General features: G+C 71.8%; 16 protein-coding genes. 7 read left to right on the top strand and 9 right to left on the bottom strand.

Annotated features, from left to right (window positions below; translation table 11 throughout):
- Positions 1-93: 93 nt before the first annotated feature.
- The 4 genes from ACFP1Z_RS11065 to ACFP1Z_RS11080 form a co-directional block, all read right to left on the bottom strand.
- Complete coding sequence (locus ACFP1Z_RS11065; RefSeq protein ID WP_390315862.1) at positions 94-384, bottom strand: hypothetical protein; 291 nt, start codon at positions 382-384, stop codon at positions 94-96.
- 92 nt (positions 385-476) lie between these two features.
- The gene (locus ACFP1Z_RS11070; protein ID WP_390315863.1) at positions 477-1,166 is read right to left on the bottom strand and encodes a class I SAM-dependent methyltransferase; all 690 of its coding nucleotides are present in this window, start codon (positions 1,164-1,166) and stop codon (positions 477-479) included.
- A 62-nt stretch (positions 1,167-1,228) separates the two neighbouring features.
- On the bottom strand, positions 1,229-1,609 hold the full coding sequence (locus ACFP1Z_RS11075) for a DUF488 domain-containing protein (protein WP_390315864.1): 381 nt from the start codon (positions 1,607-1,609) through the stop codon (positions 1,229-1,231).
- Between the two features lie 19 nt (positions 1,610-1,628).
- Positions 1,629-2,621, bottom strand: coding sequence for a phosphatase domain-containing protein (locus ACFP1Z_RS11080; protein ID WP_390315865.1), 993 nt, complete (start codon positions 2,619-2,621; stop codon positions 1,629-1,631).
- A 190-nt stretch (positions 2,622-2,811) separates the two neighbouring features.
- Here ACFP1Z_RS11080 and ACFP1Z_RS11085 point away from each other — a divergent pair, with 190 nt between their 5' ends.
- The gene (locus ACFP1Z_RS11085; protein ID WP_390315866.1) at positions 2,812-5,010 is read left to right on the top strand and encodes a VPS10 domain-containing protein; all 2,199 of its coding nucleotides are present in this window, start codon (positions 2,812-2,814) and stop codon (positions 5,008-5,010) included.
- Between the two features lie 58 nt (positions 5,011-5,068).
- On the opposite strand, the gene ACFP1Z_RS11090 is transcribed toward ACFP1Z_RS11085, so the two are convergent.
- Both ACFP1Z_RS11090 and ACFP1Z_RS11095 read right to left on the bottom strand, forming a co-directional pair.
- The gene (locus tag ACFP1Z_RS11090) at positions 5,069-5,329 is read right to left on the bottom strand and encodes a type II toxin-antitoxin system RelE family toxin (protein ID WP_390315867.1); all 261 of its coding nucleotides are present in this window, start codon (positions 5,327-5,329) and stop codon (positions 5,069-5,071) included.
- Positions 5,326-5,643, bottom strand: coding sequence for a hypothetical protein (locus ACFP1Z_RS11095; protein WP_390315868.1), 318 nt, complete (start codon positions 5,641-5,643; stop codon positions 5,326-5,328). Before ACFP1Z_RS11095 ends, ACFP1Z_RS11090 begins: the two co-directional genes overlap by 4 nt.
- 255 nt (positions 5,644-5,898) lie before the next feature.
- Between ACFP1Z_RS11095 and ACFP1Z_RS11100 the strand changes: the two genes are divergently transcribed.
- Positions 5,899-7,389, top strand: a complete 1,491-nt coding sequence (locus ACFP1Z_RS11100) for an alpha/beta hydrolase (RefSeq protein WP_390315869.1) — start codon at positions 5,899-5,901, stop codon at positions 7,387-7,389.
- Between the two features lie 29 nt (positions 7,390-7,418).
- Here the strand turns inward: ACFP1Z_RS11100 and ACFP1Z_RS11105 are convergent, their stop codons facing one another.
- Positions 7,419-8,708 carry an MFS transporter gene (locus ACFP1Z_RS11105; protein ID WP_390315870.1) on the bottom strand — a complete coding sequence of 430 codons (1,290 nt, stop codon included), beginning with the start codon at positions 8,706-8,708 and terminating at the stop codon, positions 7,419-7,421.
- Positions 8,709-8,801: 93 nt separating this feature from the next.
- Here ACFP1Z_RS11105 and ACFP1Z_RS11110 point away from each other — a divergent pair, with 93 nt between their 5' ends.
- On the top strand, positions 8,802-9,683 hold the full coding sequence (locus tag ACFP1Z_RS11110) for a LysR family transcriptional regulator (protein WP_390315871.1): 882 nt from the start codon (positions 8,802-8,804) through the stop codon (positions 9,681-9,683).
- Between the two features lie 272 nt (positions 9,684-9,955).
- Here the strand turns inward: ACFP1Z_RS11110 and ACFP1Z_RS11115 are convergent, their stop codons facing one another.
- Positions 9,956-10,390: a hypothetical protein gene (locus ACFP1Z_RS11115; protein ID WP_390315872.1), complete on the bottom strand. Its 435-nt coding sequence runs from the start codon at positions 10,388-10,390 to the stop codon at positions 9,956-9,958.
- Between the two features lie 355 nt (positions 10,391-10,745).
- Between ACFP1Z_RS11115 and ACFP1Z_RS11120 the strand changes: the two genes are divergently transcribed.
- From ACFP1Z_RS11120 to ACFP1Z_RS11130, 3 genes are all read left to right on the top strand, one after another.
- On the top strand, positions 10,746-11,660 hold the full coding sequence (locus ACFP1Z_RS11120) for a universal stress protein (RefSeq protein WP_390315873.1): 915 nt from the start codon (positions 10,746-10,748) through the stop codon (positions 11,658-11,660).
- A gap of 393 nt (positions 11,661-12,053) precedes the next feature.
- Entirely contained in the window at positions 12,054-13,094 is a 1,041-nt protein-coding gene (locus ACFP1Z_RS11125) for an ArsR/SmtB family transcription factor (protein WP_390315874.1), read from the top strand.
- 168 nt (positions 13,095-13,262) lie between these two features.
- Positions 13,263-18,740, top strand: a complete 5,478-nt coding sequence (locus ACFP1Z_RS11130; RefSeq protein WP_390315875.1) for an enterotoxin A family protein — start codon at positions 13,263-13,265, stop codon at positions 18,738-18,740.
- A gap of 72 nt (positions 18,741-18,812) precedes the next feature.
- On the opposite strand, the gene ACFP1Z_RS11135 is transcribed toward ACFP1Z_RS11130, so the two are convergent.
- The gene (locus ACFP1Z_RS11135; RefSeq protein ID WP_390315876.1) at positions 18,813-21,563 is read right to left on the bottom strand and encodes a bifunctional YncE family protein/alkaline phosphatase family protein; all 2,751 of its coding nucleotides are present in this window, start codon (positions 21,561-21,563) and stop codon (positions 18,813-18,815) included.
- A gap of 402 nt (positions 21,564-21,965) precedes the next feature.
- On the opposite strand from ACFP1Z_RS11135, the gene ACFP1Z_RS11140 reads away from it, so the two are divergent.
- Positions 21,966-22,727, top strand: a complete 762-nt coding sequence (locus tag ACFP1Z_RS11140; RefSeq protein ID WP_390315877.1) for a YoaK family protein — start codon at positions 21,966-21,968, stop codon at positions 22,725-22,727.
- The last annotated feature ends 56 nt before the right edge of the window (positions 22,728-22,783 follow it).

Consider the following 22,783-nt stretch of genomic DNA (forward strand, 5'->3'; position numbering starts at 1 on the left):
CCGTCGACGCCGAGCGGAAGGCGGCGTTGTTGGTCGAGGAGGAGAGCCTGGACGTCGTGGGAGACGTGGCAGGGCCGGCCTTCGGGCTCGTGTTCAGTCGACGGGCAGTCCCAGTTCCCGTCGGTGCGAGACGACCTCGTCCAGGGTGGCTGTCGGCAGGCTGCCGTCGAGGGCGGCCCGGGTGATGCGATCGGCGTCCGGGTCGGTGTCCAGCATCGCTTCGCACCACCACCGGCGCAGCACCGCCTCCGCGTCCTCCGGGGCGGCGGCGAGAAGCTGGCGGTAGAACTCCATCCGCCGTTCTCCGGACAGCGCTGCCGCGATGCCTTCGGCGTTGCGCGGTACGCGATCCGGCTGGTGCGGCCGGCCTGGCTGTGCGCTCATCGGTCGTTCCTTCCTGTCGGTACCGAGTCTGCACCGCCCGATGTACTTGCGGCGAGCAGTACCGCAATGCCGCCACCCTGCGCCACGGCCCGCTACGGACAGGTGCGCCCGCCGGCCGGCCGCGCCCGTACCCACGTCCCGTCCTCCGTCAGATACGTCTCCACCCCCAGCCCCGCCTCCCGCAAGGAGGTCTCGAACTGCTCCTTGTCCAGCGGGCAGGAGCGGAACGTCTGTGTCCAGCGGGCGTCCGCGAAGACGTACTCCGCGCGTACCTCGTCCACGCCCGGGGCGACGGGGTCGGAGGAGAGGATGCGTACGACGCCGCCGGGGATGTTCCGTTCACGGGGGACGTTGTCGTGCGCGTCGTGCGGTTCGCGCTGGATCAGGACGCAGCCGTCGTCCTCGACGTGGCGGCGGCAGGTGTCCAGGAGCGCCCGGCGCACCGGCGGCTCCCCGTGCACCAGGAACGACGCGAGCAGGACCACGTCGAACCGTTCGTCGAGCCGCAGTGCCTCGATGGAGCTGCGGACCGTCCGGGCTCCCCGGACCCGTTCCAGCATCTCGGCGGACTCGTCGACGGCCGTGACGGTGAAGCCGCGGCGCAGCAGCGGGCGCGTCATGCGGCCGGTGCCGCAGCCGAGTTCGAGCAGTGACGCCCCGGCGGGCACGGCACGCTCGATCACCTCGGGTTCGTCGCCCACCGGCAGCCGCTCGTAGAGTTCGACGGCACAGCCGTCGGGGGTGATCGCCCCGGGTCCCGTTCCCTCGTATCCCTGACGCATGGTCACATCCGAGCACAGGACGGCGCCCGGCGGAAGACCCGGGCGCCGCCCCTTGAGCTCTCTCAACCGTGCCGTTTCTTCTTCACGCACTCCACGAGCACCGCCGCCTGGCTGTACTCCACGTCCCGCGTCGCCGTCAGCAGCGTCAGCGGACCGGAGGCGGCGAGTTCGCGCAGGTGGTCCAGGGCCCGGGCGCGGTCCGGTGCGCGGAGTTCCGTCAGATAGCGTGCGCGGAACTCCGCCCGGCGGGACGGGTCGTGGCCGTACCACTGGCGCAGCTCCGTCGAGGGGGCGACGTCGCGGAGCCACTCGTCGAGGTGCGCGTCCTCCTTGCGCAGGCCGCGTGGCCAGACGCGGTCGACGAGGACGCGCCGCCCGTCCTCGGGGGTGGGGGAGTCGTAGATCCTGCGGACGGTGACGGGGTGGGTGCTGCGGTGGGTCATGCCGCAGATCCTCGCGGGGTCAGGCGCCGCCGTGTGCCACCCACGTGCTGTAGGGCGTGGCGAAGCCGTCCGTGTTCGTCCTGGCGTAGGCGTGGAACGAGCGCAGGAACTCCTTGCGGGCCAGGGCCTGGCCGCCCTCCGTGTCGTCGGCGCCGAGCAGGTCCGTACCGCCCAGGAGCTGCTGACGGCGCAGGATGTCCTCGTAGCCGACGCGTTGGGCGTTGCGCATCATGTCGTACATCGCCATGAAGGTCGTGGTACGGCCCTTGCCGCCCCGGCAGTGGAAGTACAGCCACGTGTCGGGCGACTGCTTGCGGACGAAGGCGACGAAGCGGTCCACCTCCTCGTCCTGCGGACGGTGGTGGTCGGGGACCGTCAGCCGCAGATAGCCCAGGCCCGCCGCCCTCGCCGTCTCCTCCTCGCTCTGGACGCGTTTCGGGTCGCGCACCGGCCCGTCCTGCCGCACGGACTTCTTCGGGATGTCGGCGAAGGTGATCGAACTCTCGTGGGCGAGAAGGGCCTTGGCCTTGTCCTCCGCCGTCAGCACGGCGGCGTGGCCCAGGTCGAGGTTGGCGTTGTTGTCGCGGCCGAACCAGCTGACGCCCATGCCGTTGACGAACAGGTGCGTCTCCTGGCGCAGGTCCACATCGACGGTGCGGCCCGGGAGCCGGTGCGCGACGGCCACGAGGCCCTGCGCGGAAGGGGCCGCGCTGCCGGCCGCGCGCAGACCGTCCAGGCCGGTGAGGTCCGGGAGTTTGCCGTCGCCCCGCGGAGCGCCGGGTTTCTCCGCCGAGGTACGGAACCGCTTCGGCAGCCCTGCCGCGTCCGCGACGTCCACGACGAGCTGGGCCGGGCGGGACGTCACCCCGGAGGTGACCGCCTCCGCCCCTTTGCCGTCGGCCACCGGGTCCGACTCGTCGGCCGTGCCGCCGCAGGCCGTCGCTCCCGCGATGACGAGCGCGAGCACGGCCAGTGCGCCACCGGCGCGCCTGCGTATGGTTGCGGTCCCCACCGTCGCTGCCTCCCTCTTCTCAACGGTCCACTGCCCCGTACCCGCAGTACAGCGCACCCCGGCCCGGGCCGGAACAGGCAAACACCAGTCAACTACTGTTGTTCTCGGCCCGGTTACCTGACACTTGCTCCTCGTGATGCTTACCGGAAGAACGAGACCGAGCACTCTTCGCGCGGCCGTTGTTGCGGCCGTGGCCGTCACCGTCACCGGGCTGCTCGCCCCCGCGGCCCCCGCGTCCCCAGCCGCCTCTGCCCCCGCGGCCACTGTCGGCCGACTGCGTGGACCGGCCGCCCCGGCCGAGTACAGCTATCTGCAGAAGGCCGTCCCCGGACAGCCGCTGCCGCGCCACGCCTACGCCGACGCGGCCGCCCAGGCCGCCGCCCTGCCCGAGGCGCCCGGCCAGTGGCAGCCCCTCGGCCCCGCCAACATCGGCGGCCGCGTCGTCTCCCTCGCGCTCGACCCGCAACGGCCCGACACCCTCTACGCGGCCGCCGCCAGCGGCGGACTGTGGCGTTCCGCCGACGCCGGCCGCACCTTCGAGCCCGCCTGGCCCGACAGCGCGACCCAGGCCATGGGAGCCGTCGCCGTCGCCCCCGACGGTACGCTCTACGTCGGCACCGGCGAACCCAACCCCGGTGGCGGCAGCCTCACTTACGAGGGCACCGGCGTCTACCGCTCCACCGACCGCGGCACGCACTGGGAGCCCGTCGGACTGCGCGACTCCGGCACCGTCGGGGCGATAGCCGTCGACCCGCGCGACCCGGCCCGCGTCCTCGTCGCGGCCGCCGGCTCGCTGTACACCCCGGGCGGCGACCGGGGCGTCTACCTCAGCACCGACGCCGGCGGCAGCTGGCGGCGCGTCCTGGACGTACCGGGCGAGTTCACCGGCGCCGTCGACGTGAGTCACGACCCCGCCGACCCCGACCGCCTCTACGCCGTCCTCTGGGACCGCCGCCGCGAACCCGACAAACGCACCTACGGCGGGCCCGGTTCCGGCCTCTACCGCTCCGACGACTCCGGCACCACCTGGCACCGCCTCGATCTGCCCGCCCCCGCGCCGGGCACGGCCCTCGGACGCATCGGCCTCGGCGCCGCCGCCTCCGAACCCGGCCGCCTCTACGCCATCACCGGCGACGCCGACGGCGCCTTCACCTCCTTCCGCACCTCCGCCGACGCCGGCGACAGCTGGACCGCCCTCCCCGACGACCCCGCCCTCAAACAGTCGCAGGGCGGCTACGCGTGGTGGTTCGGCAAGGTCTGGGTCGACCCCGAACGCGCCGACCACCTGCACGTCGCCGGAGTCTCCCTGCTCACCTCCGGCGACGGCGGCACGAGCTGGCGCGCGGAGGGCGACGCCGTGCACGCCGACCAGCACGCCATGGTCTGGGACCCGCGCCGGCCCGGCCGCGTCTACCTCGGCAACGACGGCGGCGTCTACCGCTCCGACGCGCGCGGCGACAGCGGCTGGACCAAGGCCGTGTACGAGCCGTGGACCCAGCTCTACAGCGTCGCCACCACCCCGCAGGATCCCGGGCGGATCTCCGGCGGTGCCCAGGACAACGGCTCCGTACGCTCCTGGGGCGGCGCCCGCTTCAACACCTACCTCGGCGGGGACGGACTGCAGAACCTCATCGACCCGAAGGACAAGAACCGCGTCTACGCCTGCTACCAGTACGGCGAATGCTCCCGCTCCACCGACGGCGGCGACACCATGACCTCCTTCACCGCCGCCACGACGGCCGACCGCCGCAACTGGTTCACCCCCGTCCAACTCGACCCCGCGCGGCCCGGGATCCTCTACTACGGCGGCAACCGCCTCAACCGCTCCACCGACGCCGGCCGCACCTGGCAGACCATCAGCCCCGACCTGACCGGCGGCCCCGGACGCGACACCTACCCCTACGGCACCATCAGCACGGTGGCCGCCGGGGGCGACGGCCGCACGCTGTGGGCGGGCACCGACGACGGCCGCGTCTGGACGAGCCCCGACCTCGGCGCGCACTGGACCCAAGTCCTCGGCGGACAGCCCTGGGTGACCCGCGTCGCCGTCGACCCCGCCGACGCGGCCCACGCCTACGTCGCCCTCTCCGGCTACCGCTCCGGCTCCCCCCAACCCCACCTGCTCACCACCCGCGACGCGGGCCGCACCTGGACCGACCTCTCCCCGGGCCTCCCCCAGGCCCCCGTCAACGCGGTCGTCCCCACCCCCGACGGCACGCTCTACGCCGCCACGGACCAGGGCGTCTTCACCAACACCGGCACCACCTGGCAACGCCTGGGCTCCGGCCTCCCCCTCGTCCCCGTCACCGACCTCTCCTACGACCCGGCGAACCACCGCCTGGCGGCAGCCACGTTCGGGAGGGGGTTCTACGGGGTGGCGGTGCGGTAGCGGTCGCGATTCCGGGCGGACCTTGCCGCCGCTGCGCGGTCCGGTGGCGGCGGCAGGGTCACCGGGACGGGGTGCTGCCGATCATCAGCATGGTGACAGCCACGTTCCTGCCGTCGACTCCGTACAGAGCCCGGTACGGGCCGACGCGGAGCCGGTAGTTCTCTGTACCGCCCATGCGGGTCGCACCAGTGGGCCGGGGGTCACGGGCCAGGTCGTTGATGGCGTCGGCAAGCGGCTTGACGGCCTGCTCACCGTCGCGTTGCCGTAACTCGCGCAGCTTGCGGGCCGTGTTGTTGGCCCAGATCAGCGTGAACCTCACGACGCCTGTGCCCGCTCGACAACGGCCATGGCCTCCGCGTGCGTGAGGGCGCTGCCGTCGGACTCCTCGCTCGCCCAGGCGATGAGCTGCAGGTCGGCGGCGTCCTCAAGCGCGGCCCGCTTGGTCGTGTCATTCCCCGCGGTGTCGATGACAGCCTGGCGCCACCAGTCGTCGAGCAGCATGCCGGCGGACACGTCGTCATGGATGGCGCGCACGGCTTCCCAGAACTGATCGTGCAGCTCGGGGCGGAGCCATCGGGCGATCCCGCCGATCGTGCGAGGGACATCTGGAAGCGGGACAGGCGATGCGGTCATGGAACCTCCAGTCGCAGGCACCCCAGAATACCGAGCACGGGCCTGCCCCGCAGACGTTCGGGCACCCAACTGCTCCGGCTCGCTGAGGCGGCTGCCGGGCTTCCACAGCCGACACCCGAGTCTCCCGGGGAGGCCCCGGCCCCCGCCGGACAACGATGGGGCGGCTGACTACAGTTGACCCCGTATCGAGGGTGACCCGGCCCGGCCACGACTGGGCCGCACGGCCGCGCACCCCACGGGGGACAGGAGACGTACATGACCACATTCGTCCTGATACCCGGCGCCCACACCGGTGCGTGGGTCTGGGAGGCAGTGGCCCAGCGGCTGCGGGAGGCCGGGGCCGGGGCGGAGGCCGTGGAGCTCACCGGGGTGGGGGACCGTGGCCAGTACAGCGAGTCCGCAGTCGACTTGCAGACGCACGTCCAGGATGTCGTGCGCGCCGTCGACGCTATCGCGGACGGCGACGTCGTGCTCGTCGGCCACTGCTACGGCGTCCACCCCATGCTCGCCGCCGCGGGGCTCCGGCCCGAGCGGGTCGTACGGGTCGTCGCCGTGGACACCGCCCTGCCGCAGGACGGCGTCCCGGCGCTCGCGCTCGTGCCGGACCAGGAGTTCCGCGAGCGGCTCGCGCGGGGAGGCGACGGGCCGGTCGCTCCTCCCACCGCGGAGGAGTGGCCGCGCTGGGGCAGCCTCGACGGTGTTCCCGAGGAGGCCCGGGAGCAGCTCGCCCGGCGGGCCGTGCCGCAGCCACTGCGGACGTTCACCCAGCCGCTCCCGCTCCCCCCAGCCGCCGCCGACGTCCCCGTGACCGGCATCCTGTGCGGCGGCAACGGGTCGAGCATCGCCCTCGTCGAGAATCTGCTCGGCCTCGGCGAACCGGGCGTGCAGGCCCTCACCCACCCCCGGTTCCGTTTCTTCGAACTCGGCACCGGACACTGGCCGATGCTCGCCGCCCCCAAGGAACTCGCCGACATTCTGCTGCGGGCCGCCGCCGGGGAAGGGCGGCGGCTGTCCCCGAGGCGTGAGGAACCCGCGCATCTGCGGCGGTTCCTGCTGGACGTGCCGGAGCGGCCGAGGGAGCGGAAGGGCCGGGTCGATCTGTACGTCCCCGATGCGGACGGCCCCCGTCCGGCGATCGTGTTCGTGCACGGCGGGCCGGTACCGGCCGAAGCCCGGCCCACGCCCCGCGACTGGCCGACGTTCGTCGGCTACGGACAGTACGTCGCGAGCCAGGGCCTCGTCGGCGTGACCCTCGACCACCGGCTGCACGCCCTCACCGACCACGCGCGCGCCGCCGAGGACATCGCGGCGGCCGTCGAACTCGTACGGGCCGACCCGCGCGTGGACGCGGAGCGCGTCGCGCTGTGGTTCTTCTCGGGCGGCGGACTGCTGTCCGCGGACTGGCTCGCGGCGCCCCCGCCGTGGCTGCGCTGCGTGGCGGCCACCTATCCGGTGCTCGCGCCGCTGCCGGGCTGGGGGATGGCCGCGTCCCGCTTCCGCCCCGCCGCCGTGCTGGGCGGCGCCGGGAAGCTGCCCTTCGTCCTGATCCGCGTGGGACAGGAAATGCCCGAAATCGCCGCGATGGTCGAGGAGTTCCTCCAGGCCGCCGAGGACTGCGACGCCGCCGTCGAAGTGATCGACGTACCGGAGGCGCACCACGGCTTCGAGACCCTCGACCACACCGAGGAGACCCGCGCCGCCGTCCGGCACGCGGTGCGGGTCGTAGGGGAACACCTGCGGGGCTGAGGGGCGGGCCGCGAGGGCGGGCGGCCCCGTCACCCGAGCCGTGACGGGGCCGCCCGTCCCACCGCCTCCGCGTACTCCCTGCCGCCCGTACCGCTCGCCCCGTCCGCCGTCTCGCGGGCCCACAGCAGGAACGACACCACGGCCAGCCCCGCCCCCAGTGCGCACACCATGGGCCAGGAGCCGTACGCCCACACCGCCGACGCCAGTGCCGAGCCTGTCGCCCCGCCGATGAAGTAGCAGGTCATGAAGGCCGAGTTGACGCGGTTGCGGGCTTCGGGGCGGAGGGCGTAGACGACTGTCTGGCTGCTGTTGAGCACGGACTGCAGGGCCGCGTTCATCGCGACGACGCCCACGACCAGCCACACCAGGGAGGAGCCGGCGGGCAGGAGCAGCAGCCAGCCCGCCGCCATCAGTGCCGTGCCGGCGCCGGTCACGGCGCGGGCGCGTCCCCGGTCCCCCAGCCGGGCCACCAGGGGTGTCGTCGCCACCCCGACCACGCCGACGAGGCCGAACAGGCCGATGGCGGCCTCGGACCAGCCGTACGGCGGCCGCGCCAGGAGGAAGGTCAGCGAGGTCAGCTGCACGCTGTACGAGCTGAACGTGAGCGCGGCCAGCAGGGAGCGCCGCCGCAACACCCGTTCCTGGCCCAGCAGTCGCACGGTGGAGGCCAGCAGCGCCGGATAGCGCAGTCCGGCCGTCGCCGTGCGCAGCCTGGGCAGGAAGCGGTGCAGCAGAACGGCCATGACGGCCATCAGCACCGAGCCCGTCCAGTACACCGTGCGCCAGTCGGCCGCGGAGGCGAGCCCGCCGGAGACGGTGCGGGCCAGCAGCCCGCCCAGGAGGATGCCGGACATCACGAAGCCGACGGTACGGGCGCGTTCCGCCGGGGAGGCGAGGGAGGCCGCGAGCGGTACGACGACCTGGGCGCCGGTCGAGGCGAGCGCGGTGAGCACGGTGCCCGCCAGCAGTACCGGGCCCGTCGGCGCCGCGGCCGTCACCGCCAGGAACAGCGCGGTGGCCGTGAACAGGCCGACGGTCAGCCGCCGCCGGTCGACGACGTCGCCGAGCGGCACCAGCAGGATCAGGCCGAGCGCGTAACCGGCCTGCCCGGCCGTGACGACCAGGGCGGCGAGCCCGGTGCCGATACCGAGATCCCGGCTGACGAGCTCCAGGAGGGGCTGTGCGAAGTAGTTGCCGGAGACCGACAGACCGGTCGCGACCGCCATGAGCGTCAGCAGGGAGCGGCGGGGGCGGCCGGAGGCCGGTGGCGGGGAGGTGTCGGGCGCCGGCCGCGCCGGCGACAGAGGCTGGTTCGTCATGGATCCAGGCTCCCGGCCGGTGATCGATGAGTCCAACACATGGTTGTCATGCCAGCGATCGCGATACGCGATGGATCCGCGTAGGGTCGGGGCATGGAGTTGCAGCAGATGCGCTACGTCGTCGCGGTCGCGGAGACGGCGAACTTCACGCGCGCCGCCGAGCGCTGCCACGTCGTGCAGTCCGCGCTCAGCCATCAGATAGCCCGCCTGGAGGGCGAGTTGGGCTCCCGGCTCTTCGAACGGACCAGCCGCAGGGTGCGGCTGACCGCCGCCGGTGAGGCGTTCCTGCCCGCCGCCCGGCAGGCGCTCGAAGCCGCCGAACGGGCCCGCGCCGAGGTCGCCGCGGCCGCCGGGGAGCTCCGGGGCCGGCTCGCCATCGGCGCCATCACCACCGTCGCCGCCGTCGATCTGCCGGGCGCGCTCGGCGAGTTCCGCCGGCACCACCCGCGCGTGCACATCACCCTGCGCTCCACGACGAGCGAACAGCTCGTCGAGCAGGTCCGCGACGGCGTCCTCGACCTCGCCTTCCTCGGCGTCCTGCCGGGCTTCCGCCCCAGGGGCGTACGCGACCACGAGCTCGCCCAGGACGAACTCGTCGCCGTCGTCGCCCCCGGCCACCCCCTCGCGGACGAGGAGCGGGTGGACCTGCGCCGTCTCTCCCGGGAGGTCTTCGTCGACTTCGCCGCCGGTACGCTCGCCCGCGCCCAGTCCGAGGAGGCCTTCGCCGCCGCCGGCCTGAGGCGCGAAGTGGCCTTCGAGGTCAGCGCGGTCGAGCTGCTCGCCCGCGTCGTCCGCAACGGACTGGGCATCGCCATGCTGCCCGCCGCCTACGCGCGCGACCTGCCCGGAGTGCGCGTCCTGCCCGTACGGGACGCGCCGCTGCGCGTGGAGCGCCTGGTGTGGAGCCGCTCACGCCCCTCACCGGCCGCGGCGGCCTTCCTCACGAGCCTGGGCCTCGACCCGGAAGCCGGGTGAGGGGCCGGGCGCGGGCCGAACCCGCCCGCCGCGCAGGCGAGTCGGGGGCCGGCGTGCGGGCCGGCCCCCGACGGGATGCCCGGAACGGCCCCGACGGGAACGGGGACAAGGGGAGAACCTGTCCGCCCCGGCCCGGGGGCCGCCGAGCCCCCCGGTGTCGCGGCTCAGAGCGTCACCGGGGAGTCCGTGCGGGGACATCCTCGCAGGAGGACGGCCCCGTCGAGACCACTATGCCGTGACAAGTTGCCGTGACAAGTACGGCTGAACCCGGGTCACTTCCAGCAGTTGTGCTTGACGTCCCACTTCTGCCAGTGGCCGTGGCACATCCGCTTCCAGCAGTGCTCGTGCTCGTCCCAGTGCGCCCAGCCGCGCGAGTCGGCGTCCCAGCGCGTCCAGCACTTCTTCTTCGCGTCCCAGTGGTCGTGCTTCTTGTCCAGGCCCTTGCCCCAATCGCCGTGCGGGGCCTGCTTCTTGCCCTTGTCGCAGTCGTCCTTCTTCTGCTGGCCCTCGTGCTTGCCGTGGTCGCCCTTGACGCCGGGCTCCCCCTTGTGCTTGCCGGAGTCGTGGCCCGCGTTGTGCAGCAGGTGGCCGGCAGGGCCGTGGCCCTGCTCCGCGGCGAACGCCGTACCCCCGGCAGCGGCGACCCCGGACGCCAGGGCGGCCGAGGCCGCCACGACCGCGCAACGACGCATCCACACAGTGGACATGAGTGTGCTCCTTGATCAGGGCTCCCACGCGCCATCACGTCCCGGGAGCCGTGCTCTCGATACAGAGCGAAATCTTTGCGCCATCGCGGCCGCCGTGGCGGAAACCCGGCCCCGATTAGAGCTATCGGATGATCGGCGGGCACGCCCGTAGGATTTCGGAGCTGTGAACGGACTGTGAAACAAGGGCACTTGGGAACACGCCGGGGCCGTACGGCCCCCCGAAGAGTCCGTACGGCCCCTCGGGCCGGGCCCCCGGGCGGGCCGACGCTGGAGCCGGCGACAAAGCCGTGATTCCGGGAAGCCGACCCGGTCCCCGCGACCGCACGGCCGGGTCTCCCGAACGAAGGAGGAGCCGATGCCCGCCGCGACACGAACCCTGCCCCAGGACGCGCCGACCGGTACCCCCGGCCGCGGCCGGGTCCTGGTCGGCTACGACGGCTCCGCGCCCGCCGACCGCGCCCTCGACCTGGCGGTCCGGGAGGCCGAACGGCGCCGCACCGGGCTGGAGATCCTGTGCGGGCTGCCATGGGGACGCCCACTGGTCCCCGAGTGCGCCCTGGACGGCGGCAGCGCCGAAGCGCTGCACGCCACGGCCCGCGCGACCCTCGACCGGGCCGCCCGCCACGTGCGCGAGACGGCCCCCGGGACCGAGGCCGTCACCACGCTGACCGCCGAACCCGTGGTCCCCGCCCTCGTCCACGCGGGACGCACCGCCGTGCTGACCGTCCTCGGCACCCGCGGCCACGGCGGATTCTCCGGACTGCTGCTGGGCTCGGTGACCCTGCGCGTGGCCGCCCACACCGTCAGCCCCCTGCTCGTCGTACGCGGGGACGCGGGCGAACAGCACGGCACCGTGCTCGTCGGCTACTCCAGCGACAACGACGCCGCCGCCCTGCGCTACGGCTTCGAGGAGGCCCGGCGCCGCGGGGCCGTGCTGAAGGTCGTGCACGCCTGGCACTTCCCGGGCGCGGCCGACGTGAACCCGGCACGCCTGCGCTGGGAGGACGTCCGGCTGCTGGAGAAGTCCGCCGACGCCGTACCGGAGTTCGCGGTCTCGCTCCTGCGCGACGAGTACGCGGACGTGTCCGTGACCACCGCCGCCGTGTGCCTGGGCGCGGCCCGGGCCCTGACCGGGGAGAGCGCCGCGGCGGACGTCGTGGTCGTCTCGGCCCATCGCCGCCGGCACGGTTTCGGCCTGCAACTCGGGGCCGTCACGCACGGGCTGCTCCACCACGCGCGCTGCCCGGTCCTCCTCGTGCCGGCGCCCTGAGCCGGCCGACGGACCCGCGCCCGGATCCGGCCCCCGCATCCGATTCCCGTACCCGAACCCCGCACCGTGACAAGCGTGACAAGGAGGACAACAGCCATGCGGCACAGGCTGATCGAGGAGGTGATGACCCGCGACGTCGTCACCGTCGGCACCGGCACCCCTCGGGCCCGGCGGGCGGTCCCCGAGGAGTGGCTGCGCGGACTGTGACCCCGGCGTCCGGCCCCGGCGTCCGAGCCCGGCGTTCCTCGCCACCCCCGTTGCGGGCGAGGAACCCCGGGACCCCTGCGGGGCAGCCGGGAAGAGGCCGTCCGGACCGTACGGTTTCATGGTGCGGCGGTGAGCCCCGGCAATCGACGTGATTCGGTGTCGCCCGAAGAACGGCACAGCCGGACAATGGGACATGTGGTACTGCGCATGCACTTCACCGCCGAGGACCTCGCCCGTACCCGCGTAGCGGACACGCCCCGCCCGCTGCTGGAAGCCGGCATGGTGGCCTGGCTGCTTGCCCAGTCCCCGGGCACCCGCCCCATGGAGCCGTGGCAACGCAAGCTCTACCAAAGGCTGTTGCCCCGCGTACGGCATCTGATCGGCGAGGTCCCGCAGATGAACGGAGGCCCCGGCTTCCTCGTCTCGCCCACGGACGCCGGCACACCGCGCGAGGCCATCGAGCGCGTTCTCGCCACGCCCGTGCCGTGGGTCCGGGAGCAAGTGGCCACGCTGGCCGGGGAGAACGAGGCCCTGGTGGAGTGGGCCCGGCGCATCGACAGCGGCGGCCAGGGACTGCTGCGGCAGACCCTCGGGGTGCTGGAGTGGGTCCACGAGGAGGTCATCACCCCGCAGTGGGCCCGTATCGACACCCTGGCCTCCGCCGACCGGGCCGTACGCGTCCAGAGCCTGGCCGCCGGCGGCGTCGGGGCGCTCCTCGCCTGCCTCGACCCCTTACGGGTACGGTGGCGGCCGCCCGTACTGGAGGTCGCCCACCCCGGCGAGGTCGACGTCGGCCTGGGCGGGCGCGGACTCCTGCTGATCCCCTCGCCGTTCAGCGGGCAGCCGCTCGCCGGGGCGGACCTTCCCTTCGACACCGGGGGCGACGAACCGCAGCGCTGGCTGGCCTTCCCCGCGCACAGCGCGGGCACGTCCATCGTGAGCACCCGCCCCGCCGCACCCCCGCCCCGCACGGTGCCGCGCCGGCTCACCGCCCTCCTGGGCCGCACCCGCGCCACGGTGCTGTGCACCATCGCGGAACACCCCGGCTCGACCACCACCCAGCTCGCCGCCCGCGCGGGCATCGCCCCCGCGAGTGCCAGCGAACACGCCACCGTCCTGCGCCAGGCCGGTCTGACCGCCTCCGCCCGGCACCGCAACATGGTCCTGCACACGCCGACGGCCGCCGGTATCTCCCTGCTCAACGCGGTGGCGGACGGGGCGGCTTGAGGGGGAGCGGGGTGCCGTAAACCTTCGGCGTGACGAGTCAACCCGGGCCGACGGAAGGACGCCGTTCCCACCTCTAGGGTCGGAGCGCCAGGCAGCGCACTCCGGTTGTGCACCCGTGATCACCCAGGATCACCCATGCCCCGTGCCGACGAAGGGGACCGCCCCAGCATGGAACACGAGCCCGTCAAACCCATCCTGAAGAACTCCGCCGCGAAGGGTGGGCAGGCGAAGAAGCAGGGCACCGGGAACAAGCACGTCCGGTTCTCGCTCCCCCCGGACACGACGGAGGACCGGAGCCCCGGGAAGCCCTCCAGACGGGAACAGCAGGCCCGGTACCGCGAGGCGTGGCGGGACGCGGGGCTCCCCGGTGAGCCCCTGGGGCTGAACGGCATGATGAGCCCCAAAGCCGTGGACCGGCTCGTGGGCGCCGAGTTGCGACGCATGGAACAGCAGTGGGCGGAGAACACGCGCCTGGCCGAGACGGACAGTGACGCGCCGCCGGCCGGCCCGGCTCCGACGCCGCTGGACGCCCGGCACGAGGTCGTCCAGAACATCGACATGGTGTGGCAGTACGCCACGGGCCGGACCGGTCCCTCCCCCAACGTCCCGCACGAGGCACGGCCACGCAGCCAGTGGGGCGTCCACCACTGGGCCACCTGGCTCCTGCACGCGTGGGACAGTTCTCACCTGCTGCCCGCGGTCGCCCACGCGACGGGCTACAAGCCCGCCCTCGGCGCGATGACCGAGAAGGCCCGCCAGGACCTCGAACTGCGCGGGCGTCTGGAACGGGCGGCGGTCATGGACAACGCGCGCCGTGCGGAACAGTCGCGCGCCAAGGCAGCGGCCTACCGCGAGAAGGCACGCATACAGACCGAGCAGGCCGAGGCCCAGGGCAACACCCCCGCCCAGCGCAAGGAGTTCGACAAGAGCGTCGCCAAGCTCACAAGCCTGGCGGAGAAGTACAAGAGGGAAGCGGACCGGCTGTACCTGCCGGCGCCGGTGAAAACGCCGACGACGCGTACGGGGCCGGGGAAGCGTACGGAGCCGGAGAAGCGCCAGGAGACCGAACGGTCCGGAAGCCAGGGGGAGAACGACGATGTGCCGGCACCACCCGTGCGACTGGTCAAGGAGCCAGTGGCTCCCGGCGAGGAGGAAGCCGACCAGTACGCCACGGTGCACACGGTGGTGGACTCCGGCGACCACGTGGTGGTCCAGGAACCGGACGCGCCGCGGCCCGCACAGGAGGTGACCACGCGACCGGCCGTGAGGACCGGGGGCGTCGACGCGTGGGCCCGGGACTTCGAGCTGTGGCTGACCGGCCTGACCGGGACGACGCCCGCCGACAAGGGCGGGTTCCTCCCCGGGGCCGGGGCCGCGGAACGCTCACCGCACATCCGCGAGAACACCCTGGGCAAGGAGGAGATCGACGCCCTGACGGTCAGCGACCTCAAGGGGAAGTTCCACTCGGAGACCCTGACCCACCCCGACGGGTTCGAGTACACCGTCTACTTCGTCCATCCCAACATCGCGGTGGCGGACGTCGCGAACATCAACGACCTGATCCAGGCGAAGCTCTATTCCGACGACTTGAAGGGCGTGGCCGGCGAGGACGAGTTCTTCAAGGAATCGAAGCTCTCGGACGAGACCCTGCTGGACCACGTCAAGGACTACCTCCTCCTCTTCGACGCGATCAGACAGCACGGTTCGTCCAATCAACGGGAGCTGCTCGCCTTCATCGAGAGGGGCAGGGTCGTCGACCCCGACGACATCGATCCCGCCATGGGCCGGATCAAGTACCAGACGGACCTGAGCCCGGCCGTGCCGCACGATGCCGACGGCCGGGAGGTGGGCCTGGTCGTGCTGTCGCCGACGAAGAGCGTCAGCCCGAAGTCCTCCCACCCCGACGGGGTGTACTCGGAGCGCGCCAGAACGTTCGCCAAGGCACTCGGCAAGGCGAAGAAGGGCGACATCGGACAGGCGAACGTCACCCCCTCGAACCCGAGGCTGAACGCCGAAGGGTACGGAACCGGCAGCTATGTCCAGGTGACGGCCACCGAGTTCGACTTCGGAGTGCTGGACGGGAAACCGTTCGTGACCACGCCCGACGAGTCGGTCCTGCACGAGTTCGGCCACGTACGCCAGAACGCGCAGGGCTACGACGTCAAGACGGACAGCCGTCCGGTGACCATCACCCACAACGGGCAGACCTACGACATCACGACGAACATCAACGAACTCAGGACGCACGGAAACCCGGACGTCCTGCGTGCCCGGTACGGCCCCGGCAAGACCGTCGACGACATACAGAAGGAGCTCTACCGCACCGAGGTCGAGGACAAGTGGCAGAAGATCAAGACAGAGATCGAAGAGGAGATGCGCGACATCGGGGAGCGCATCACCAAGCTGAACAAGTCCCCCGGGAAGCAGGACCAGATAACCCGGCTCGAACAGCGGCTGGAAGCCCTGCGGAGAGCCCAGGACATCAACACTGAACGCCTGGACGATCCTCTCTCGGAAACCGTCCACGCCATCACCGACTGGAACTCGGTCCGGCAGCCCCACATCCGGCAGTTCTACTCCCCGCTCCCCGGCACCGACCACCAGATCGTGACGATGCCGCTGCACTCCGGGCGGCTGACAGCGGCCGTGACGGAACCGAAGAACTTCGCCGACTGGGTGGTCTCCCAGCAGAACAACAAGGGGAAGCTCGACGCGGCGCAGATCCGGAAGTGGGCCACCAGTTGCAGCCGGACCAAGCGTGGGCTGGGCAGCGGCTGCGCTCCGCTGCCGTCCGGCACCGACACCCTGCCCGAGGTCAAGAAGATCGCGGGCAGGATCAGGAAGGACATCAACGTCTTCTCGAAGACCAACGACATTCTCTCCGGCAAGACGCCGGTCCGGTCGGGGGGACGGCCGACCGTGGTGTACCGGGTGGACTCCCGCGCCCCCGAAGTCATCGCCGCGCAGCAGGGTTTCAAGGTGCCGGGACCCGGAACCGACAACGACGTCTTCAACCACATCTGGGACATCAGCACCCGCAAGGGCAGCGGGAACACGAACCTCGTCTCCACGAGCCAGGACATCAACCAGATGGTGGCGCAGCGGACGCAGATCCTCGGCGGCAAGGACGCCTGGGTCTATGTGATCGCGCCCGGTGAGAACTTCGTCAGCGTGCAGAGCGAACTCGAAAGGATCATCAACGATCCGAACGAGCCGGAGGGACGCAGGACGAAGGCCACGGAAGCGATCGCGCTCGGCGCCTACAAGGCCGAGTGGGACGCACGGGGCGGCGTCGACCTGGACAGCGTCCACCTGGCGTTCCGCATCGACGTGGACAGCACCGGCAACGTGGCCCCGGTCAGGAGCTCCGTCTGGTTCAACCGTGAAGGCTACGAGAAGAGCCGCAGCTCCCTGCTGTCGGTGTTCACTGCCTGCACCTCGTCCCGGCAGCGGCGGGACGCGCTGTGCGCCAGGTTCGACCTCGCCGAACTCCGTGAGCAGGCCGCGTACTACGGGATCGAGAACGAACCGGCGGTCAGGACGGTCCTGGGCCCGGACCAGGCCCCCCACGGCGGGGACCCGGCCCTCGCGACCCTGCGGTTCGCACCGGGGAAGAGCCGTGCCCTCACCGCGTCGGACCTCGACACCGTGGTCCGCGACGTGCTGGTCTCGAACCCCGTCCCCACGACCCTGCGCGACAACGGCGGCACGGGCCGGCGAGGCTTCCACAAGAGCGGCAAGGGCTTCTCCCGGCGCGTGGCCGGAGGGATCGACAGCGCCGCCGACCTCAAGGACCTCGCGCTCTATCTCAAGGGGTTCTACGACCTCGTGAAGTCCGGCGAGGCCACCGTGGGGGACTACCTCATGCACGGCGTCCAGATCGTGCCCGGGGTGGGGAACGCGTTCGGTCTGGTGGAGTCGGCGGAGAACGGCGAGTGGGACGGCATCGTCTACCACGGCGGTTCGCTGGCACTGCTTCCCTACGCCATGTCCAACCCCTACGCCGCGGTGTTCCTGGTCGCCGCCGCGGAGGTCTGGGACGAGTACCAGAACCACAAGAACTGGGTGCGCACCGAGGAGAACATCAAGAAGAGGAAGGAGGGTTTCCGGGCCTCGATGCAGAAGAACTGGGAGAGCTACCTCCGGCGCCGGCTGTCCGCGGTCCTCCAGCTCTCCGCCGAGGAACGCCAGGACCTGGCGACCTACCTCGTCCTCATGCGGGAGACGGCGGTGCAGCAGATCGAGCTGGACTACTGCCAGTTCAAGTTCTACAACACCCCACGGGAGGAAGTGGCCCGGATCGCGGCCCGGAAGGGACCCGACGGCATCTCCGCGTGCCTGCCCGAGATCCAGCCCGGGAAAAGGGTGCTGATCGTGAACGGGGTGAGCGGCGATCCCCGGTACCAGAAGGCACGCGAGGCCCGGCAGAAGATCGCCGAGGTGGACGAGCAGATCAGCAAGATCAGGTCCTTCTTCGCCATGAACGCGACCTCCCCCGAGACCGTCGACTTCAGCACCCTGAAGGCGGAGATCGACCGGACCCTGAAGACCGACTTCTCGAAGCTGGTCCGCCAGGGCGTGCACGGGCTCACGGAAGAACTCGCCGGCGCGCAGGACGGGAACTACCCGAACCTCATCAAGTTCGCCATGTGGCTGGCCGTCGACAACTCTCCCTCACCGTCCGACAAGCCGTACTCCAACTCTCCGGCGTTCGTCAACGGCCGCTGGCGGACCTACGGCATGGAGGAAGAAATCCTCCAGGAGATGGACCGGTTCATGAAGGAGACCATGACGCAGTGCGAGAACTGGGCCGAAGGAGAGACAACCGCGGCCCAGGACGGGCGACTTGCCGTGCTGCGGGTCTCGGTGTCCGGGAATTCCGGCGGTACCGCCGCGACCGGCACCGCGGAAATCGGCACACAGGATGCCACGGCAGCACACGGCGGGCCTTCCTGGAGCGTCGCCGGAATCCCGGCGACGGCTTTCCCGGACGCCGCGAAGAACGTCACCCTCACCCAGGATCCGACGCGTCTCTCCGCGGTTCTCGGGGCACCGGTCCGGCACGGACACCCGGCCCGGGTGACCTTGAAGGGCGGTGAGGACCGCACGGTGACGATGCACGTCAAGAAGACCCGGCGCGGGAAGACCCGCTACGCCATGGACGGGTCGTACGGCATGAAGCTCCACGTCGGCATGTCGGACGGCCGGAACAAGACCTTCTGCTTCACCCACCAGCAGAACGAGCACGCGTTCACCGCGCGCTCCGGAGTCTCTTTGGACGTCGTCATGGAGGACGTCGCCGACCGCTCGGTCTCCGTCCATCTGCCGAACTCGCGCTCCGGAGGCCGGCCCGACCTCTACACCGGTGCCGGAGAGCAGGCCGCGCACAGCTGGAACGGGCCGCAGCAGAACGAACTCTTCTACACGTTCGAGCAAGGGGGCGACGAGATGCAGCTGGGCTACCGCGACGGCGTGCGCCTCACCGCGACCTATCTGGGAGGGGGAAGGGTCCGCTACATCATCTGGAACGAGCCGTCCGACGCGAACGTGTATGTCCGTATCGGTGACGCCGCCCCGGTGAAGGTGGGAGCGGAGATGCATTTCGAGGAGCGGACGGTGACTCCGGTGACCCTGATACGGCCGTAGGGGGTTGTGTGACGGTGGCCGGGCTGCCTTCCGGCCCGCCCCGGCCACCGTGCCCGTACGGCACAACACCCCTCAGTCGCGGTCGCGTTCCGCGCCGTCCCTGCCGCCAGGCACCTCCTCCGGGGCCAGGACCCGGGTGTCGCCCGGGTACGGCCGCCGCCAGCCCGTGGCCTCGTACCAGGTGACGCGGTTCATCCGCGCCGGGTCGACCCGGTCCAGTTCCGGCTCGGTGCCGCCGGTCGACTGCCGCTCGCTCCACCGCTCCCACAGCTCGGCCAGCCGCTCCATTCCGTGCGGCACACCGCGCTGCCCGGGGCTCACGCCCGGCTTCTTCAGCCCGTAGTCCAGGGGCACTTGGTTCGGCAGCGCGCTGTAGGGCGTGAGGTCCGGGCGGTCGGTGAACGCGTCGAACATCGGCTCCGCGGCCCGGTCGAGCTGGTTCATCGGCTGGATGCCGAGGATCTGCTCGATGGTGCGGACCACATTGAGCTGCGAGTAGTACGTGCTGATCACGGCCCCGCGCCGGGCGTAGGGGCTGGCGATCCACAGCGGGCCCCGGTGCCCGTCGACGTGGTCGACGCCGTCCTGGGTGTCGTCCTCGACGACGAAGACCGCCGAGGACTTCCAGAACCGGCTGTGCGACAGGGCGTCCACGAGCCGCCCGAGCGCGAGGTCGTTGTCGGCGACCATGGCGGTCGGGTACGGGTCCTTGCCGCTGGTCCCGGCGGTGTGGTCCTGCGGCAGCGTCATCAGCGTCAGCGCGGGCAGCCTGCCCGTCCGTTCCGCCTCGCGGAAGTGCTGGAGCCAGATGTCGACGCGGTACTGGTCGGGGATGTCCGTGTCGAAGGTGGGGAACTCCGGCTTGGTGACGGCCGTCAGGGACGGGATGTCGGAGGTGCTGGGGTACTTGCCGGTGGGTACGGGCAGTCGGCCGCTCTCCTTGCCCTCCAGGATGCGCGAGGTCCGGTACCAGTCGGACCAGCTGGGCGCACCGCTCGACGGCAGCTGGAGGTTGACGTACTCGCCGTGGTTCTCCACGCTGCGCCCGGCCCGCCGTGCCGCGTCCCACAGGAAACCCGTGCGCTGGTAGGCGAGCGCGTCGGCGCCCTGGGAGGGGTAGCTGCGGTAGAAGGCGCCGAACTCCTTCTCGATGTAGTCGTTGGCGTCGGCCTGCATCAGCCAGTTGTGCCCGTCGGCGGAGAGCGTCGCCTCGTCGTAGAAGTTGTCGAAGAGGCCGAACCGCTCGGCGAGCGCGTGCTGGTTGGGGGTCACGCGGCGGCCGAACTGCGCGAGCGAGGGGTCGCCGTCGCCCTTGCCCATGTCGCCGAGCACCTGGTCGTAGGTGCGGTTCTCCTTGACGATCAGGAAGACGTGCTCGATCGCCGACGGCTCCCCCAGGTGCGCGGGCACGGGCCGCGGGCGGGCGAGCAGGTCGGCGCGATCGCCGCCGGCGAGCAGCTTCTCCCAGTCGTTGTCGACGAACACCTGGTGCGTGAGCCGGCCCAGCCGCCAGCGGGACGGCGGGGCGAACACGGTGAGGGTGCCGGTGTCGTCGTAGGTGTTGTGCCCGGTCGCGGGCGGGGTGTCGGGGCCGTCGTGGACGGTGGACAGCGGGCCGCGCGAGCCGATGCCGCGCGCGTTGGTGACCACGACTCTGCCCAGCGCCGCGTCGTACTGGACGCCGACCGGATACCAGTCCGTGGGGATCAGCCCCTCGTAGCGCACGGGCGTGCGCGGGCCGTCCCAGCGGTACTGCGCGACCGCGTTGTCGCGGCCCAGCGAGACCAGCACGTGGTGCGCGTCCGGCATCGTGATGCCGTTGGGGGCGCTGCCCGTCCTGGAGCCGGGCAGCGGGTTGGTGTTGAAGGTCTGGGTGACGCGTCGGCTACGGGTGTCGACGACGGACACCGAATCGCCATTGCTGTTCGCGACGAGCAGTGAACTGCCGTCGCGGTACAGGGCGGTGGGATGCAGACCGACCCCGATCGTGCCGGTCTCCTTGCCCAGGGCGAGGTCGACGACGGAGACGGTGCCGGTGGTCGCGGCGCCGGTCGTACGGTCGGCGACGAGCGGGGTGCCGTCGGAGAGGTTGGTGAAGTCACCGGGCCTGGCCGGGCGCCCGCCCTCGTTGGAGACGTACGCGTGGCCGCCGTCGAGGACGACCTGGCGCGGGGCGTTGCCGACCGGGATCTCCTGGACGAGCCGGTCGGTGGCGGTGTCGATCACACCGAGGGTGTTGCTGCCGTTGAGCGCCACGTAGAGCCGGGAGCCGTCGGGAGCCAGGGCCATCCCGCCCGGCAGCGCGGCACCGTGCGGGCCGGTGAGCGGGATGACGCGGGGCGCGGAGACCTTGCCGTCCGCGCCGACCGTGAAGCGGACGATGTCGCTCGCCTGCGGGAACCACAGGGTGCGGCCGTCGGGGGACCAGTACGGGCCGTCCGTGCCCGCCGAACCGTCCCCGATCCGCCGGTCCTTGCCCGATCCCGTCCCGACGCGCTGGACGACCTTGCCGGTGCGGGCGTCGAAGACGGTGAGGTACCCGGTGAAACTCTTCCACGTCAGCGCCGCGACCCGGGAGCCGTCCGGGCTGAGCGCGCTGGACAGCAGCCGGCCCTCGTCGACGCGGTAGCGCGAACCGAAGGGCGTGATGCGCTGGTTGGAGGGCAGGAGGATACCCCGGGGCGTCTCCTGCCCGGTGACCTTCTCCTTGCCGAAGCCGCCGTGCGGGCCTCCGGTGGCCCCGGTGGCGGCGGCGGTCGAGACGAGCGCGGCGGTGGCGGCGAGCGCCGCGACGGTGATGCCTGAGCGTCTGCGCCTTCTCATGGCGCGACCGTACGACCGGCATAGACATGGCGATAGAGGAACGGGTGGCGCCGAGGTGACGGGCGGGTGAAGCCCGCGGCGGACCGGGCGGGAAACCGGACGAACGTGGTTGGCGTGAATCGTACGGCCGTTGGCGGGTTCCGGTCGGCCTTTCCTCTTGCGAACGCGGTGGGGACGCGGTGGTGCGTTCGTACAACGACCCTTTCGATGGCTTTGAGTTACAGCCTGTTCTTGCTGAAGACCTTCCATGTCAAGGCCGCATCGCTTGATGATCTGGGAACTCTTCCCCGGTGGTGGCGTGAAGCGGCGCGCGTTCTCGCCGTCGCACGGCGGCGGTTGATAGGCAGGACGTTCACCCGAGACGAAGACGTTCACCCGAGACGAAGGAGGGCGAGTTCCCGTATGAGGTGGACCCGGTCGAGAGCGGCGCTCGTCGGCGGCAACCCACTGCCCTGGGTCATCCTGGCGCTGACGACGGTGAGCGGCATGCTGGACGCCATCAGCTTCCTGGGCCTCGGAAAGGTCTTCATCGGGATGATGACCGGCAACGTCATCGTCCTCGGCTTCGCCTTCGGCGGAGTGCCGGGCTACTCCGAGCCCGGCCCGCTGATCGCCATCGTCTGCTTCGTGACAGGCATCGTCCTCGCCGGACGCGGCGCGCGGCTGGCCGCGCTGCGCGGCCAACAGCCCTGGTTCCTGTGGGCGTTGCTGACCGAGACCGGCCTGCTGTTCGCGGCCACCGCGGTCGCCTGGCTCGTGCCGGACAGCTCACCGGCCGTCCGGGACGGCATCACGGCGCTGCTGTCGACGGCGATGGGCGTGCGCTGCGCGACCATCCGCAGGCTCGCCGTCCCGGACCTCGTCGTCACCTTCGGACTGACCGGCGCCCTCATCGCCCTCGTACAGGACTCCGGCACGGCCTGCGGCTGCCGCCGCGACGACAGCACCTGCCCGCAGGGCCGCCACACCACCGCCCCCCAGCAAGTCGCCCGCCGCCTCGGCGTCGTCCTCGCCCTCGGCGCGGGCGCGGCCCTGGGCGCCGCCCTCATGGACAACGCGGGCCTGCGGTGGTCCCTGCTGGTGGTCACGGTGTCGGTCGGGGTGATCACGGGGGTTGTGCAGGTGCGGCAGGGGGTGCGGAAGGCGTTGCCGGCGGCGGGGTGAGGGGGTGCCACCGAGGGGCGCCGCTGGTGTCCGGCACGCGGAGGCAGGCCGTCAGC

The organism is Streptomyces gamaensis, from assembly GCF_042656465.1.
In the GTDB taxonomy this organism is placed as follows: Bacteria; Actinomycetota; Actinomycetes; order Streptomycetales; family Streptomycetaceae; genus Streptomyces; species Streptomyces gamaensis.